The sequence below is a fragment of the Lachnoclostridium phytofermentans ISDg genome (assembly GCF_000018685.1).
GTDB lineage: Bacteria > Bacillota > Clostridia > Lachnospirales > Lachnospiraceae > Lachnoclostridium > Lachnoclostridium phytofermentans.
Genome location: NC_010001.1, coordinates 825646 through 843777, shown reverse-complemented (window position 1 = coordinate 843777; position 18132 = coordinate 825646). Strand labels below are relative to the sequence as shown.

General features: G+C 35.6%; 14 protein-coding genes and 1 riboswitch. Of the genes, 3 read left to right on the top strand and 11 right to left on the bottom strand.

Going from position 1 to position 18132, the window contains the following annotated elements; genetic code table 11:
• Nucleotides 1–222: 222 nt before the first annotated feature.
• From recO to CPHY_RS03480, 4 genes are all read right to left on the bottom strand, one after another.
• A complete protein-coding gene (gene recO / locus CPHY_RS03490) occupies nt 223–963 on the bottom strand; it encodes a DNA repair protein RecO (protein WP_012198678.1) in 741 nt (246 codons plus the stop codon).
• Nucleotides 908–1081, bottom strand: a complete 174-nt coding sequence (locus tag CPHY_RS21585; protein ID WP_157668648.1) for a hypothetical protein — start codon at nt 1079–1081, stop codon at nt 908–910. Before CPHY_RS21585 ends, recO begins: the two co-directional genes overlap by 56 nt.
• A gap of 228 nt (nt 1082–1309) precedes the next feature.
• Complete coding sequence (gene era / locus CPHY_RS03485) at nt 1310–2227, bottom strand: GTPase Era (protein ID WP_012198677.1); 918 nt, start codon at nt 2225–2227, stop codon at nt 1310–1312.
• Between the two features lie 190 nt (nt 2228–2417).
• The gene (locus tag CPHY_RS03480) at nt 2418–5396 is read right to left on the bottom strand and encodes an insulinase family protein (RefSeq protein WP_012198676.1); all 2979 of its coding nucleotides are present in this window, start codon (nt 5394–5396) and stop codon (nt 2418–2420) included.
• Nucleotides 5397–5828: 432 nt separating this feature from the next.
• On the opposite strand from CPHY_RS03480, the gene CPHY_RS03475 reads away from it, so the two are divergent.
• Nucleotides 5829–6029 (top strand): cold-shock protein, encoded by a 201-nt coding sequence (locus tag CPHY_RS03475; protein ID WP_012198675.1) that lies wholly within the window; start codon nt 5829–5831, stop codon nt 6027–6029.
• Between the two features lie 117 nt (nt 6030–6146).
• On the opposite strand, the gene purH is transcribed toward CPHY_RS03475, so the two are convergent.
• Nucleotides 6147–7703, bottom strand: coding sequence for a bifunctional phosphoribosylaminoimidazolecarboxamide formyltransferase/IMP cyclohydrolase (gene purH / locus CPHY_RS03470; protein ID WP_012198674.1), 1557 nt, complete (start codon nt 7701–7703; stop codon nt 6147–6149).
• Nucleotides 7704–7794: 91 nt separating this feature from the next.
• Nucleotides 7795–7897: riboswitch (ZMP/ZTP riboswitch) on the bottom strand.
• 204 nt (nt 7898–8101) lie between these two features.
• Here purH and CPHY_RS03465 point away from each other — a divergent pair.
• Nucleotides 8102–8386 carry a DUF4491 family protein gene (locus tag CPHY_RS03465; RefSeq protein WP_012198673.1) on the top strand — a complete coding sequence of 95 codons (285 nt, stop codon included), beginning with the start codon at nt 8102–8104 and terminating at the stop codon, nt 8384–8386.
• A 128-nt stretch (nt 8387–8514) separates the two neighbouring features.
• Nucleotides 8515–9522 (top strand): DHH family phosphoesterase, encoded by a 1008-nt coding sequence (locus CPHY_RS03460; RefSeq protein WP_012198672.1) that lies wholly within the window; start codon nt 8515–8517, stop codon nt 9520–9522.
• A gap of 124 nt (nt 9523–9646) precedes the next feature.
• On the opposite strand, the gene CPHY_RS03455 is transcribed toward CPHY_RS03460, so the two are convergent.
• The 6 genes from CPHY_RS03455 to CPHY_RS03430 form a co-directional block, all read right to left on the bottom strand.
• Nucleotides 9647–10039 carry a PilZ domain-containing protein gene (locus tag CPHY_RS03455; RefSeq protein ID WP_012198671.1) on the bottom strand — a complete coding sequence of 131 codons (393 nt, stop codon included), beginning with the start codon at nt 10037–10039 and terminating at the stop codon, nt 9647–9649.
• A 305-nt stretch (nt 10040–10344) separates the two neighbouring features.
• Nucleotides 10345–11781, bottom strand: coding sequence for an Asp-tRNA(Asn)/Glu-tRNA(Gln) amidotransferase subunit GatB (gene gatB, locus CPHY_RS03450; protein ID WP_012198670.1), 1437 nt, complete (start codon nt 11779–11781; stop codon nt 10345–10347).
• A gap of 221 nt (nt 11782–12002) precedes the next feature.
• Complete coding sequence (gatA, locus tag CPHY_RS03445; protein ID WP_012198669.1) at nt 12003–13487, bottom strand: Asp-tRNA(Asn)/Glu-tRNA(Gln) amidotransferase subunit GatA; 1485 nt, start codon at nt 13485–13487, stop codon at nt 12003–12005.
• A gap of 46 nt (nt 13488–13533) precedes the next feature.
• Complete coding sequence (gene gatC, locus CPHY_RS03440) at nt 13534–13821, bottom strand: Asp-tRNA(Asn)/Glu-tRNA(Gln) amidotransferase subunit GatC (RefSeq protein WP_012198668.1); 288 nt, start codon at nt 13819–13821, stop codon at nt 13534–13536.
• A gap of 91 nt (nt 13822–13912) precedes the next feature.
• Nucleotides 13913–15250 (bottom strand): aspartate--tRNA(Asn) ligase, encoded by a 1338-nt coding sequence (aspS, locus tag CPHY_RS03435; protein ID WP_012198667.1) that lies wholly within the window; start codon nt 15248–15250, stop codon nt 13913–13915.
• Nucleotides 15251–15749: 499 nt separating this feature from the next.
• Entirely contained in the window at nt 15750–18083 is a 2334-nt protein-coding gene (locus CPHY_RS03430; RefSeq protein WP_049762285.1) for an LTA synthase family protein, read from the bottom strand.
• Between the last annotated feature and the right edge of the window lie 49 nt (nt 18084–18132).

Sequence of the window (18132 nt, the reverse complement as noted above, 5' to 3'; positions counted from 1 at the left end):
GCTTATTCATGAAGTTTCTACTAATTTTAATATTGTAACCTTAATTTTATATATTTTCAAGCATAACTTTGGTGATTATCCCCGTAAAAACTCTTATACTGCATACAAAGGAGCTTAATACTTGTTTCTAAGTCGCATTATTTCAAACATAAAACATAAGCTTTAAAATAAAACGTAAGCTTTAAAAAAACGTAAGTTTAAAATAAGACGTAATTTAAATAATTATAAGATAGAAAGTAATTCTAACGACTTCATTCGATGCTCAATTCGATCTTCCCGATAACAGTCTACAATCTGTTTTAACTCACGAAAGACTTCCTCTGTAACTGTGAAGTTATATAGCTTCTCTACATCTGCTGATATTATGTATTGTAAAGTATATAACGTTGACGTTAAAATCCTTTTACCATCCGTCGCCTTTTGTTTACAACTCTCACAAAAACAACCACCAGCGCTCGCACTAAATCTACTTAAATTCTCCTTTGTGCCACAATTAAGGCATTCAAATACTTGCGGTGCCTCTCCACCTAGGCTAATTATCTTTAATTCAAAAATGTACCGAACAAGTTTTGTCCCAATGTGTGGATTTAATAAAGCTCTGAGGGACTGATACAGTAGTTTTAGCATCTCAGTTTCGTCATTGCCTTCACGCGTCATATAATCCGTAAACTCACAGAAATAAAGACCATAGTAAACGTAACTAATATCTTCTCTTAGCTCACCAAAATAATTCTTGATGTTAACAGATTGAATATTATAAGAATTACGACCTGCATACAGTTGAAACTCTCCATACGTAAATGGCTGTGAGCATGCCAATAAGGCGCTGTTTGGTCTTCTAGCGCCTTTGGCAAATGCTCCTATTTTTCCACGTTCTTTTGTCAGTATCGTGAGTCTTTTATCATAATCACCGATGGGTATTGTTGCTAACACAATCCCTGTAACTGTAACCGTACCGGTCATCCCTAGTCTCCTTCTTAGTTTCAGGTTCTCTTTCTCTCGTACAAGCTGTGTAATTTAGATAATCTTTGATTTCACCTGTCTGTTCAAATACCTTCCAAAACTCTTCGTCTTTCACCATTCATGCCCCCTAAATGATTTTTTATGAGCTCAAAAGATCCATGGAGAATCCTCCATGTTAAGTAACATTTCCTTGCGATTTCTTTTGTAGCTTACACTTATATCATCTCCGAAGCAACCGATTCTAAACTGATAAAAATAGACTAGGTCATCTTATAAAATTTCCCCTTGACAAGATAAAAAGTAGTCATACTTGTTTTTAGCATACCGTATTGCGGCGTAAAAAATACTAATATTCAGAATCCTCTCGGTATCCGTAATTTTTAATCAAGAAGTCACTGTCTCTCCATTCCTTCTTAACTTTCACCCACAATTGAAGAAATACCTTGGTATCTAACAAATTTTCAATTTCTACTCTTGCTTTCATACCGATATTTTTTAACATAGCACCTTGTTTTCCAATGATAATTCCCTTATGAGAATCACGCTCACAGATAATCGTAGCGTCTATGTCTATAACTTTACCATCAGGACGTTCCTTCATACGTTCAATCGTCACAGCAATTCCATGTGGAATCTCATCACTTAACAAACGTAATGCCTTCTCACGAATTAATTCAGCAACAATCTGACGTTCTGGTTGATCTGTTACCGTATCTTCATCAAAATACATTGGTCCATTAGGAAGATACTTAAAAATTACATCAATTAATTGTTGTTTATTTTCTCCCTTTAGTGCGGATACTGGTACGATTTCAGCAAAATTACACTTATCCCTATATGCATCAATAAAGGTAAGAATCTCCTGTTTCTTGACAGTATCTATCTTGTTGATAACCAAGATAACTGGAGTCTTGCTTTTATTTAACTTCTCAATAATATGCTGTTCGCCTGCTCCAATGAAAGTAGATGGTTCTACTAGCCATAGAATCACATCAACTTCATTGATTGTACGTTCGGCAATGTTAACCATGAATTGACCGAGCTTATTCTTTGCCTGATGAATTCCCGGAGTATCTAAGAAGATAATCTGCCCCTGTTCCTCTGTATATACCGTCTGTATTCTATTTCTTGTTGTTTGTGGCTTATCTGAGGTTATCGCAATTTTCTGACCGATGAGTTGATTCATTAATGTTGATTTCCCTACGTTTGGTCTTCCTATTAAGGTGGCAAATCCTGATTTGTATTTCTTTTCTTGGTAATTCATCTTTCGCTCCTGTTCCTATTTTAGAGAGTATAGTGGCAAAATACTGCCACTATATCTCATTATTGATTTACGTTAAAGTGGATATTCGCAATCCGCTTACGCTACTTGCTCATTAACATCATTGCCACTACGTGGCACTTCAGCAGGAGCCTACTCCTGCTGAAGTAGGCAAGTTCCTTGCCTGATGAGGTTAAAATAATGCTTTAATTTCCTGAAACATCTGTTCATTCTTCTTAATTTTTTCTTCATTACCGATTACACAGAGGTTATCTGCGTTGTATACTTCTTTTACAATCGGTGCCATCATACGAATTTCATTTTGTGTTGTACTTAAGATTTCACTACGATCGCGATTGATATCATCCATTGTAGTACCGCTCATATAGGCATTTAAAGAACGGCTTCCTCTCATCAATGGGGTAAGCGGTGTATCTACAGTACTCATCGTTCCTATGATATACTTCGTCATATCTCTCTCATCTGAGGTGAAATTTTCAGTATACTCATAAGCTTTACGATAAGTTTCGTCCGTCTCAGTAAGGTTTGGATCGCGGTAAGATACCATATAAGCAGAACCATCCAGTCCAGCAAACTGACACATACAACCATAGGCCCCACCCTTTACACGAACATTATTCCATAAATAGTCATATGACATAATTGTTCTTAGTACTTTTAGTGCTCCATTCGTTTTAAACCCTGCATTTACAAAATTCGCACAACGAGCAACATATTGTACCTGACCAGAATACATAAAACCTTCATTTAATTTCTCTACTGGGAAATTAAAGTTTGCAGCTTTTAGAGTTTCCTTGATAGTTTTACCATTACTAGTATCTAGAGTACCAGATAAGGAGTTGGTAAATCCAGGTAATGTCTTTGTTAACTGTTCAAAACCATCTTGCTCAGCTGTTATACTGATCACCATACCATCCTTTGTAAAAATGATTTCACTTAACTTTCTTAAGGAAGATACAATTTCCTCTTTTCTAGATTCAAATTCTTTTTCCAATGTTGCAAGGAATCTAAAATAACGAATACCTTTCGTTTCCTCTGTATAATATCCACTCTGTGTAATATAAGAAAATGCACGATCAACCGCAACAGAATGACCTGCAGAATTCATTCTCATTTGAATTCTTGACTTAACCTCACGAATAATTTCAAAAAGGCGCTTGGTATCTCCTAAGTTAGAGTGATGAAGGATTTCCCTAATTAACTCAAATAACTTATCGATTTTTGAATATAACACCTTTCCACTCATCGAAAATACTGGAGTATACGTATCTGGATCCATCTTCTTATTGAAAGTAATCAGTTCCGCACTTATACCACCTGTATGGATATTAATCTCATTCGACAGCTCTAAAAAGCTATAGTTTTCTGTATCGATATAACCAAGAACAGTTGCCAATAAATTTAGATAAGGAACAAGTTCTTCTGGTACCTTACTCAAGTCAAACATACATTTGATATATGCAATTCCGTTAGTAAAAACTTCATGGTGAAGAACTGGTAAGTTTTCAAGAGAGCATTCCTTATTATGAAGCGGCTGTGCATCCTTTTTAATATCATCAATCGTAAGAAGTGGAATTTTTTCAAGCTCCTCTTTTGTTGATGGTGCTTCTTGATACTCTTTTAAGTGATTTGTTGAAGCTACTATTGCTTCTTTCTCTTCCAGGGATAAAGAATTTTTATACTGCTCAAGCTTTTCTTTTAATTTTGCTTCTTTTTCCCCAGTCAATCCCTTTTTCGGTTTTAATACCAAGTAGGTTGCATGTGTATTATTTAATAAATAGTTTTTAATCAAATCTTCATAATATCCTGTATTAATTTTGCTCTTTAAAAACTGAAAGACACGGTTACCATGCATATAATCAAATGCTTTCGTATCATCATAAAGCCAACTTCCAAACATCTGGATACCAAAAAGTAGTCCCTTTGGAAATTGTCCAAAGTCAGCTTCACGATAACGGAATTCTAAGTTATTGATTGCAGCTAATAGTGATTTTTCATTTAATCCATCCTTTACTATTTTTTCAAGGGTTGAGGTAATAACAGAAAGAAACTTCTCTAACTGCTCCTCATTCGCATTTTTTGCAATGATCGTAAAGGTTGGTTGTAGGATTTCATTTTCATAGCTACTTAAGATGTCTTTTCCAATACCAGCATCAATTAAGGCTTGCTTCAGTGGTGCTCCAGGGGCAGATAGTAGTGCTGCCTCTAGTATCTGAAATGCCATGCACTGTGTAGTATCAATGGATGTTCCAATTACTGCATTATAGCTTAAGTAGGTATTATCTACTTCGTTTTCGCTATCGCTTAGTGGATATAATGATATAATCTTCTTTGGACCATCAAAGGCTTTTTGCATTGGGATTTCAGAATCGACTTTAAGAGTGTCAAATGTGCTTAAATATGCTTCATCAAGCCAGTTTAGCTTTTCTTCTACATCCATATCTCCATACAGGTAAATATAGCTGTTCGAAGGATGATAAAACTTTTTATGAAACTCTAAAAATTCCTCGTAACTTAAATCTGGTATATAATCAGGGTCACCACCTGACTCTACTCCATATGGAGTATCAGGAAACAAGCTAGCCTGAATTGCACGGAATAATTGCTGTTCTGGTGAAGAGAACGCTCCCTTCATCTCATTATAAACAACTCCATTATATTTTAATTCCGAATTCACATCCTCTAGTTCGTAATGCCATCCCTCTTGTTCAAAAATTTCTCTACGATAATAAATGTTAGGATGGAATACCGCATCCATATAGACATGGATCAGATTCTGAAAATCTTTCTCATTGCAACTTGCTACAGGATACATTGTTTTATCCGAGTAAGTCATTGCATTTAAAAAGGTATTTAAAGAACCTTTCGCAAGTTCAATAAATGGGTCTTTTGCTGGAAACTCTTTCGATCCGCATAATACTGTATGCTCAATAATATGAGCTACACCCGTACTGTTTTTTGGTGGAGTTCGAAAACCAATTGTAAATACTTTATTCTCATCTTCATTCGACACCACACAGATTCTAGCACCCGATTTTTTATGACGAAATACAAGTCCTAAACTCTTGCTATCATTTAACTCCTCTTCGTATTCTATTTGATACGCCGGCATATGAAGGAGTTCTTTGCTTTGTTTAACGCATCTTGACATTCTTTTCCCTACTTTCCTTAGATAATCGGAGGTATGTTCGATTCCTTCCATTGGTAACCATACTGTAAATTAGTGTAACACTGACAATTCATATTTATACGATATCAAACTGTTTGTTCACAATTTGATGCTCTAATCATCTATGTTTTTGGTAATTACAACTATGTATCACGAATGATTCACTCGTGTTTCACTTGTGTATTTTTCAATTATACCATAATTCCCATGGATTGTCATATAAAAAACAGGATTGTAGTATGTCCTTTTTTTGAAATTGATGACAAATATTTTCCTAAAAAAACAAAATTTTCTATATATTTGATAAAGAGAAATTGACAATTTATTAAAAATATGTTAAATTATTCAATAGATTATCCAATCGATAATTGTAGGCACTACATATTTTTTAACAGTTTTCAGGAGGCACTTTTTATGAAAAAAGGTACAGTTAAGTGGTTTAATGCTAAAAAAGGCTTTGGTTTCCTTTCTGACGAAGAAGGAAACGATGTATTCGTTCATTTCTCAGCTCTTAACATGGATGGTTTCAAAGTTCTTGAAGAAGGCGAAGCTGTTGCATTTGAAGTTGTAGAAGGCGAAAAAGGACCTCAGGCAGCTAACGTAACAAAGTTATAATCAGACTGAAATCATACTTTAAATATAAAGTTCGATTTATGGGGTTGTAACAAGCGAAAATGGATGAGAAAAGTGGGTAATTCAAAACAAATTGTTTTGATTACCCACTTTTTAGTGTTAATGCTTAAAGTGTCTCATCCCCGTGAATACCATTGTGATACCATATTCATTGCATTTCTTAATAGAATCCTCATCACGAATCGAACCACCTGGCTGTATAATTGCAGTAATTCCTGCTTTGTGTGCTTCTTCCACACAATCATCGAATGGGAAGAAGGCGTCAGAAGCAAGTACTGCACCCTTCGTTGCATTCTGACCAATTAATTCTTGTGCATGGTCAATACTTTGCTTCGTTGACCAAATACGGCTTACTTGACCAGGTCCAATCCCTATACTTTGTTTATCCTTTGCTAGAGCGATACCATTTGATTTCACAAACTTTACAACCCTCCAAGCAAATAAAAGATCTTCCATTTCCTTTTCAGAAGGGGTACGATCGGTAACTACCTTCACCTCTTCTTCTATCAACAACTTACTGTCAATTGTCTGAACAATCAAACCACCATTTACTTTCTTAAGATCATAAGCATTTTCCTCTTGAGTGATCTCAATCCCCTTTAATTCTAGGATTCGAATGTTCTTCTTGGTCTTAAAAATCTCTAGTGCTTCTACTTCGTAACTTGGTGCAACTACTACTTCAAGGAATACACTCTTCATCTTTTCCGCCATTGCCAAGGTAATCTCACGGTTTGCTACTACAATTCCACCATAGATAGATACTTTATCTGCTAGGAATGCCTTATCCCAAGCTTTTTCAATATCAGTATCACTACCAACACCGCATGGATTTCCATGCTTACAAGCGACTACGGTTGGCTCTGTAAATTCTTTTAATAATTCAAGTGCACCATTGGTATCATTGATGTTATTAAAGGATAACTCTTTTCCATTTAGCTGAACCGCATCCGTAATGGAGCCTTGTTTCTTACCTATTTCACGATAAAAGGCTGCCTTTTGATGAGGATTCTCACCATATCTCATATCCTGAACCTTCTCAAAGGTCATTGTTAAGGTTTCTGGAAGTTCATAATCATTTCTTTGTTTTCTTAAATAGTCCGCAATCATAGTATCATAACTAGAAGTATGCATAAAAACTTTCTGCATCAAATAAAACTTAGTATCTAAAGATACTTCTTTTTCTTCTTTTAATTCTTTAAGTACAATACTGTAGTCTGCTGGGTCAACCACAACAGCTACATCCTGATAATTCTTAGCAGCAGCACGTAGCATAGTTGGTCCACCGATATCGATATTCTCAACTGCTTCTGCTCTCGTAACTCCATCTTTTAAGATCGTTGCTTTGAATGGATAAAGATTTACAATTACCATATCAATCGTTTCAATATTCAAGGCCTGTAGTTGCTTCATATGACTCTCATTACTTCTAATCGCTAATAAGCCAGCATGTACAATTGGATGTAAGGTTTTTACTCTTCCGTCAAGACACTCTGGAAATCCAGTTAAGTCTGAAATCTCAATAGCAGGAACATTAGCCTCCTTCAGTTTACTGTAAGTACCTCCCGTTGAGATAATCTCGATTCCAAGAGAAACTAATTCCTTCGCAAATTCTACAATTCCTGTTTTGTCTGATACACTGATTAAAGCTCTCATCATCCATTCATCCTTTCCCTTATTTGCAGATTAATATGCATAAAAAAACCACCTGAGCTACTGCCAACGGATATCCATCATGGATATCATCGAAGGTGGTGGCCCAGGCGGTCGGCTCTTATTGTTATTAAATGTACTCCCTGTGGGTTATCCCCACCTGTAGTCTCCTACAGTTTCCGCCAGTCGTACATTGTAATTTCATATTACTATACTTTTTTAGTAAGCGCAATAGTTTGTTCTTTCTCTCGAAGCATTTATAATGATTATATTTTACGTAAATACTATTGAAATGGCTTCTTTCATCTTTTATTTTAAATTTTAACAAAATTGTGATAAAATTCTTTTATTATACATAAGAGTAATACTAAAAACACAAATCATATATATTTAAAGGAGGTCTCATGGAATATACAGGCATTATAATCGGTTTCATCTCTTTTTTAGCTATCGGATTATATCATCCAATTGTTATAAAGGCAGAATATTATTTTACTAAAAAAATTTGGCCAGTCTTTGCTGTTGTTGGTATTGCGATGCTGATTCTATCATTATTCGCAACACAGGTTATCATAAGTGCAGGCTTGGCTGTGCTTGGAATTACAAATCTTTGGAGTATTGGTGAATTAATTGAGCAAGAAAAAAGAGTAGAAAAAGGTTGGTTCCCTAAAAATCCAAAAAGAAAATAGAAATTACTTCATACATACAATCTTGCACAACATGATTAAATTTAAAAATATTACAAAAGATAGATTATGTGAAGGTATTCAAAATATGTTATAATCAAATTATGCTTTCCAAAGAAAGGAATATTTCCATGACTAAGTTAGATGAATTGATCGAATGCATTGAACGTCCTCATGTTTATATATTAATGCATAATTATCCCGATCAGGATGCATTGGCTTCTGCACTGGGATTGCAAGTATTGCTTCAGGCAAGAGGAAAATATGCAACTATCATTTATCATGGGATAATCGATAAAGTCAATACATTAAAGATGCTAGAACTTCTCTCCATCGAAATATATCCCTTGCAAGATGTTTCCTTGGTACCAGAAGATGAAATCATCATCGTAGATGGTCAGAATGGCAATATTAATATGGCGGACACCAATGGTCAAGTCATCGCCTGTATCGATCATCATCAAATACAAAACACTGCTTGTTATCGTTTTTACGACATAAGAAGCGATATTGGTGCGTGTTCTTCCATTATTACTAGCTATTTCTTAGAAAACAATATCCCAATCACATCAGACTTAGCTACAGCACTTCTTTATGGAATAAAAATCGATACCGCCAATATGACAAGAGGTGTGAATCTCTTGGATATCACTGTTTTTAGCCATCTATATCACTGCTCGAATAATAAAAAATTACGGTCATTAGAGAAAAGCAGTATTCAATTGTCCGATTTAGTTAGTTATAAAAAAGCAATTGAAAATTTAAAAACTTATGGCCCGCTTGCCATTGCAGACATCGGTAACGATTGTTCTGAAGCTATGATTGCAACCGTCAGTGATTTTTTGATTACAATTTCAGAAATAGAGTTTTCTTTGGTATATTCCTATCGTGGAGGTGGAATTAAGTTTTCCGCTCGTAGTGCTTTACCATTAGTAGATGCAAGTGATTTTATTAAAACTATACTTGCTGGATTTGGTGACGGTGGAGGGCACTCTAATATGGCAGCGGGATTTGTCCCTAATATCTCTACTGAGGAAGAAGCCACAAAACTTGTAGGGCTGATAATTGCAAGAACTATTTCTTATATAAATCAATGTACCCCTTCTTATGTTGATACGCACCCCCAAAAAATAGATTAAAAGAAGAATGAAGTATCACTAAACAAAAATAGCATAGAAAATTCCTTTCAAAAGTTATAGCACTTTTCATAGGATTTTCTATGCTATTATACATTCCAAACATGTACCTTGCAAAATATTCGAATCAGTCTTCCAGTGATTTCTCAAAATTTTCAAAGATATAGGATAATACAGGTGCCATTCCGATAAATTCACAACCATATCGATAGATACTTTGATCATTTTCCTCTTCTATGTCATATAAAGCATGAGAGGTTTCCTTAACCTCTTCTGCTCGAATAATCTTTACAACACAATAGAGCTTCGCATCTTCATCTCCCAGCTGTATACAAGCATTAAAGTAAAATCCGATAGGCAAATTACTCTTAGAATAAAATCCGATTCCACCACGAGAAATATTTATTACCGTTATTGGAGCATCAATGTTCTGAACTAATACATTATCTTGTTTAAATAAAGTAGAAATCTTCAAATAAAGCGTTACATCAATCCTTTTCTCTCTCCTTTTTTCCTGCACAAATATCCTCATTTCTACGCTGCTTGTTATCTTACTTGCAATACAATGCATATCATAAAGTTTGTGGTTGCAGCGTAGACACAAACTTACTGGGCGAAAGATTTAATAATCTTATGATTAAAACTATAATACAATTTTTAGCACGTTGTATTCCGACACTAAAAAGCTGTATCCTCTATTTTCCATTTCCATTATATCGATTCCGCTTAAGCTTTGCAACCAATATTAACAAGCTTAGATAATGATACCGATATTAATATGCTTAGAATATTATAGCAACTATATTAATAATCTTAGAATATTGTTTAAGCTTTAGATAAGAGCTCACGTAAGATTTCATTGATAACACTTGGATTTGCTTTTCCTCTCATTGCCTTCATTGTTTGCCCAACTAAGAAACCAAATGCCTTATCTTTTCCATTCTTATAATCCGATACAGACTGAACATTCTCTTTCAAGATATTTTCTATTGTACTTCGAACTACGCCATCGTCGCTCACCATACCAAGCCCATGTTCCTCAATATAAGCATTTGGGTCGACATTCGCCTTAAAGATTTGTTCAAAAACTTCCTTTGCAATGGTTCGATTGATTTTTCCAGCATCAATGAGTTCAATTAGACTAGCAAAATTCGCTGGGGAAAGTTTTAGCTCTTCTGCATCTTGTTCAGATTCCTTTAACAAACGCATCGTTTCGACCATTAACCAATTGCTTACTTCCTTTGGCTTATTGCATAAAGAAACCGTAGCTTCGAAAATATCTGCAAGATTTTTGGATCCTGTTATAATCCCTGCATCGTATTCCGGAATCTCATATTCCTTCACATAACGAAGCATCTTCGCATCTCTAAGCTCTGGCTCTCTACCTTTAATCTCAGTAAGCCATTCCTCACTGATTTCCATCGGAACTAGGTCAGGTTCTGGAAAATAACGATAGTCCTGGGCATCCTCTTTGCTTCTCATCGCAAAACTTGTATCTTTGTTATCATCCCAGCGTCTTGTTTCCTGTATCACTTTCTTTCCATCTTCAAGAAGCTCTATTTGGCGTTTTCTTTCTCCCTCAATTGCACGCGCAATCGCCTTAAAAGAGTTCATATTCTTCATCTCAGTACGAGTACCAAACTCTGGTTCCCCGACTTCTCTTATTGATAAGTTAATATCCGCACGAAGGGATCCCTCTTGCATCTTACAATCGGATACACCTAAATACTGTAGAATTAATTTTAGTTTCTCAAGATAAGCAATGACTTCTTCTGCACTGCGCATATCTGGTTCACTTACAATTTCAATCAGTGGTACTCCACAACGATTATAGTCAACTAAGGTACAGTCCTCCCAAGGGTCATGTACTAGCTTTCCAGCATCTTCTTCCATATGAATTTCATGAATTCCGATGCTTTTCTTTATGCCATCCACTTCTATTTCAATACTGCCATTCCTACAGATTGGTAGGTAAAGCTGAGACACTTGATAAGCCTTTGGTAAATCCGGATAAAAATAATTCTTGCGGTCAAACTTGCAGTTTTTTGTAATATCACAATTCATAGCAAGTCCTGCTGCAATCGCAAACTCTACAACCTTTTTATTTAACACTGGTAACGTTCCAGGCATCCCCATGCATATGGGGCAACAATGTGCATTAACTTCTCCACCAAACTGTGTGGTACAACCACAAAATATTTTAGATTTCGTTGCGAGCTCAACATGAACTTCGAGCCCGATGACGGTTTCATATACTTTCATACTAACCTCCATTCTGTTGCAAGTTTGAAAAATCTTTATTTTTTCAAACTAACACCCATGCATATTCAATCTGTTCGCAGATTGAATCTTAAATAAGAAGTGTGAAAATTGCTTTCTATTTTCACACTAACTCCTATTCGCGTGCTTTAACACGCATATATATTAAGATGTTGAATGTCTACTATTTCTCTCAAATTTCCATATCAGCACATACATACCTTTTAATCAATTAACTTTGGGCGCTGATATATTTTTGTCTGTTCCAAAGTATACGCAGCTCTTATTATGTCTTTTTCTCCAAAAGGTTTTCCGATTAATTGTAATCCAATTGGCATACCAGCCGACTTGTCGGATGAACTTTCCTCACTTAACCCACATGGTAAGCTAATTGCCGGTAGACCTGCTAAATTAACAGAAACTGTGTAGATATCACCAAGGAACATTTTCACAGGATTGAATAAACTCTGTCCAAGTTTTCGTGCTGCCGCTGGAGTTGTTGGTCCAAGTATAATATCAAATCGTTCAAATGCACGGTCAAAGCTTTGCTTTATTAAGGCTCTCACTTTCAGTGCTTTGTTATAATAAGCATCATAATATCCAGAACTTAATACAAAGGATCCGATCATCATTCTGCGTTTTACTTCCTCACCAAAGCCTTCGCTTCTCGTCTTTTTATATAATTCTTGTAAGCCATCAAAATCTGCAGTTCGGTAACCATATTTTACACCATCGTATCTGGAAAGGTTAGAACTAGCCTCGGCAGATGCTATAACATAATAAGCTGGTGTCGCATAGTCTACAGCTTCCAAATCAAACTCTTCTACTATAGCTCCTTGCTCCTTAAAAAATGCTGCCGCTTCTAATACATGTTTTTTAACTTCAGCGTCAAGGCCTTCCGAGAAATATCCTCTTGGTATCCCTATTCTTAGGCCCCTAACATCTGACCTTAATGCACTCACATAATCATAAGATGCTGCTTTTACACAAGTAGAATCTTTGTCATCTGCACCAGATATAACTTGAAGTGTCGCAGCACAATCGGATACACTGCGAGCGATTGGACCTATCTGATCAAGGGAGGAAGCGTATGCAACTAATCCATATCTGGATACGGTTCCATACGTTGGCTTTATTCCAGTCACACCACAGAAAGCACTTGGCTGTCTAATAGAGCCTCCAGTGTCAGTTCCCAAAGCAATAAATGCTTCTTCCGCTGCAACAGCTGCCGCTGACCCACCGCTTGAACCTCCTGGGATACATTCTATATTCCAAGGATTTTTGGTAGCTCCAAAATAGGAGGTTTCTGTTGTACTCCCCATCGCAAATTCATCCATATTTGTCTTACCAAGAATGATAGCTCCCGCATCTTTTAATCGTTCTATTACAGAAGCATTATAAGGAGGTATAAAATCCTCTAATATTTTTGACGCACAGGTTGTTCGCATCCCTTTTACACAAATATTATCCTTAATTGCTATTGGTACTCCTGCAAGAGGAGAATCTGCAAATTTTCCTGCTTCTATTGCTATTTGAATTTTACTCGCCTGCTCCAGTGCTTCTTCTTCATTCACAGTGATATAACTATGATAATAAGGCTCCCTTTTTTTTATTGCAGAAAACGTTGCTTTCACTGCTTCCTCTACTGAGAGTTCTTTTTGTTTAATCTTTTTCGAAAGCTCTATGGCAGTTAATTTTGTTATCTCCATGTTTTCCCTCATTTCTGTGCTTTTGTCTTATTTTCAAAACAATACACTAATCTACGGTCTTTGGAACCATAAAACAACCATCCATTTGTTTTGGTGCATTCTTAAGAAGTTCTTCGCGGTTCTCTTCATTCGTAACCACATCTTCACGAAATACATTCTTCATAGGAAGTACATGTGACATTGGTTCTATTCCATCTGTATTTAATTCCTTCATTTTATCAATGTATCCTAAAATATTACCAAGATCTTTCTTCGCCTTTTCTTTTTCTTCTGGTTGTAAACTAAGCTTTGCTAATGTTGAAACATATTCTATGGTTTGATCAGTGATATCCATGTGATACTCCCTTCTTATAACAAATTGCATTCTATGAAATTAACATTTTATTTTCTTATTGGATCTTAGTTTTATCATTTGGAGAATTTATTTATGGTTCAAGTCGTGATACATCTCTAGGAAATAACGATGTTTCTCTTACATTGGCTTCCTCTAGTAAGCGCATCGTCAAACGCTCTAACCCAATTCCTAACCCTCCATGTGGCGGCATTCCATGTTTATGAATCATAAGGTAGTGTTCGAAGTCCTCTATATTCATACCACGGTCTTTCATCTTTGCTACCTGTTCTTCATAATTATGAATCCTTTGACCACCAGTAGTAATCTCCATTCCTTTAAACAATAAATCAAAACTTAAAGTAAACCTTTTATCGCTTGGATCATCCATCGCATAAAATGGTCGTTTCTTTGAAGGATAATGAGTGACAAATACAAAGTCAGAATCATATTCTTCTTTAAAATAACGTCCAATTAAAACTTCTTCTTCCGGTTCTAAGTCAAACGGATTTTTTATTTTTCGGTCATATTTCTCGGAAACCAACTGCTTTGCCTCATCAAAACGTACCGCTGGAATCTTATCTGTTTTTGGTAAGTTGATCCCTAAGATTTCGCATTCTTTCTTATAATCTTTAGAAAGTAATTCAAAGATAAAAGTCAACATTGCAGTTTCCATGTTCATAATATCTTCAAAGGAATCAATATATCCCATCTCAAAATCAAGACTTGTATATTCATTTAAGTGTCTCGTAGTATTATGTTTTTCTGCACGAAATACTGGTGCTGCTTCAAAAACTCTATCGTAAACACCCACCATTGTCTGTTTGTAAAACTGAGGACTTTGTGCTAGGAATGCTTTTTTACCAAAGTACTCTAGTTTAAAAACATTCGCACCACCTTCCGCATTTCCTGCAACAATCTTAGGTGTTCTAACTTCAGTAAAGTGCTCCGAGAATAAGAAATCACGAAAACCTCTTACGATACCTTCTTGGATTTTAAAGATTGCCCTCTCCCTTATGTTACGAAGAGCGATTGGTCTTAAGGATAGCTTTGCCTCAAGCGAAGTATTTAATTTCCACTTAGAGATTGGTAATGGCATAGTACTATCTTTCGCTGGCTCAGATAATATTAATAATCTTGTTAAGATAATTTCATAACCATTTGGTGCTCTTAATTCCTCATGCACCTCACCCTGTACTTCTACCGTCATGCCTTCTTTCAGTGAGGCAACTACATCTTTTGTAACTTCTGTTGAAGTAACACACTGTATAATTCCCTCAAAGGTTCGAATTACAAGAAACGAAAATTCACTCATATCACGTACGGTGTGAACGAAACCGCGCAATACAACGGATTTGTGAGTATAATTTCCAGAAATGATCTCGCTTAATAAAACTGTTTTTTCTTCTTTCTTACCTGTTACAAATTGCATACTGTTTTCTCCTTTTCTAGATTATTTTTTCCTTGTTCCAGGAAACTTTTTCACCTAAAAAAGGTACATTTACAAGTAATTACTGATTAATTTCTTATAAATAAAAAAGTCCCGGAACAAATGCTCGTGAAAAATCACGATACAATTATTCCGGGACGAGAATTCTATGTACATAAGGCAAGCAGACTTTATAAAAATCACAAGCCACATAATTGCCCAAAGATTCCCGCGGTACCACCCACGTTGAGAAACACCTTGCTTCTCCACTCTTGACACTTAACGCGTGCGACGCATGAACCTACTACCGACCGATATCGATTCAATTCACGAGCTCCAGAGTGTTCCGTAATACACATAGAGTCAAAGACACGCTCTCAGTCGGTGACGTATCATTCCTGTCGCTAAACACATCTGTGTACTAAAGTCTCCTTCATTGCCTTTCATCATATAAAATGATGCCTTATCATATCATGAATATTGTAGCGTTGCAAGGGGGTATTTATTTTTTATCATAGGTCTCCAAATTAAGGTATTTCAGGATACTATGATAATAATTGTTTTTTATCATGCTTCCGGATACATTAAATTTGTTTCGTACTATGTTGACATATGCCTTTACATAGTTCTCTGGTAATTCCTCATCATCAAGCTTTACTACTTCTCCAGTTTTTGAGTTATACCTAATATGATCTGTTATAAAACTCTGATTTGACATCATAACAAGTGCCGGTGCATCGGAGAGTATATCTTGCCCCATAAATAATCTAGAATCATAAGGAATTCCGAATAAATTATTTATCGTTGGCATAATATCAAGACTTGAACAGAACTTATCCACAACAATCGGCTCTTTTATCTTAGAATTCCACAAAATTAAATTATTTTTATATAATTCAAAATTTTCATCTACCTTATGACCTGCAAGTTCGTTAATTTCATCCATGGTAAGTCCATATGGATAATGGTCTGCACTCATAACAATCACTGTTTTATCTAAAACTCCAGCTTTATCTAAGCTATTTATCAAATACTCCAGTGCTAAATCAAGTTCTTTATTACAAGCAATATAAGCCTTACAATCATCAGAATATGGCAAGCCTTCCACATAACTTCTGTTCTTGGCAGACATTGAGTTCCCTAAAAAGTTATATTCCATATGACCACTAACAGTCATATAATATGTGTGAAATTTCTCATCCTTAATATATTCTGGTAAGGTAACCTGCATCATCTCAAGATCAGACTCCGGCCACGTAGGTTTCACTTCTAATCCGCCACCATTCGCGCCTTTATAATCATATCCCATATTAGGATGCGATAAATTTCTATTATAATATTTATAACTATGATCATGGTATGCTCTCGTACTATAACCAAGCTCTTTAAACTGCCAACCCAAACATAACGGCATATCACCCTTAGCTGACTTCGTAAAACTATTCGTCCCATTTGGTATTAACCCGGTGCAAGCAACAAATTCACCATCGCTTGTACTAGTCCACCAAATCGGTGTATAAAAATTTTCGAATACAAATCCTGAATGTGTCAGTTTATAAAGAGTAGGAGTTACAACTGGATCTACCGCCCAAGGTGAAAATCCTTCCGCAGTAAGAAATATCAGATTATAACCTTCAAACATACCCGTGTACTCATTTTTATTCGTTGGTGTTACCGTTGAGAAATACTGATGAAGATTTTTAATTGATACATCATTTTCTCCTTCCGCAAGCTTTGTAAAATCTATATTAACAACATTCGGTGAAGTATCTATTGGAGTAGGGGTTGGAAGTGGCGACGGAGTCGGTGAGTTTCCAGTTGATGCTGACTTCACATCCTTATTCGATGTCGGTGCTTTTGTCGGAGACAGTGTAATCGTTACCTTTGGCAAATCCACCGATGCTAACACATCTCCGCCCATCTTAAAATCTGGAGCCCCAAATACTACATTTCGTATGTCAAAACATGTTGCCGTTACTAGTCCGATTTTTTCTATTCCTAGGTCTTGATTAAAGTCGATGTGGTATAAATCATATGGAGTATGTGGCATTTTCCCTGGAAGTAAAAGAAATAGTAAGAATGTCAAATAGCATCCAATCCCCGATAGAATCTGAACTCCCGCAAATAAAGGATGTCTTTTCTCTTGGAAGGATACTCTTTTTATTAGTATTATTAATACTGGAATCGGAAGTAATAAAATAAAAATACCTGGTAATTTAGCAAGAATTCCATTCAAAGCTTCTCTCCAAAATTCTAGCACATCACCACCATTTTCTCCGACACTATAAAGTGATAAGAATGTTCGAAAAATATGCCCGTATACCAGCTGAACACTAAACCATATACTGGTGATTACAGTTAAGACTATAGTGAGTATACGATTTATTTTTTCTTTCCATATGCTTGTTGCTGCTGTTAGAATAAATCCCATAGCAATGCCCATAAACATTGGATATATGATGTTACTATCTATTTTCTTAAAGACTAAAAGATGAAAACATAACTCTAAATATACAAATAAGCATGGAAAATAAAGCATTGAGAGGATACCTTTATTTTTAAGCTCTTCTCTCATACTATCTTTAAGTAAATTCCAATAGTAACGATTCTTCTTTCCATTATCTTTGTTATCTGAGGAATGACTAACTTTATTACTTGAATCCTGATTTGTCGTTTCACTGGTAGAATCCATTGTTCTGCTGTATTCATCTTTGGTATAGTTTTTTTCGGAAGGAGCTGTATCCCTTAATTTACAATATTTCTGAACCGTTTTAACAACCTTGTAGCTAGCTTTTTTTAGCTTTCGTAGTACGGAATTTTCTCTCTCCTCCTTCATATCAAAGAAGAATCTCCTTTCAAAAGTTTCATACTTTTCATAATTAAGC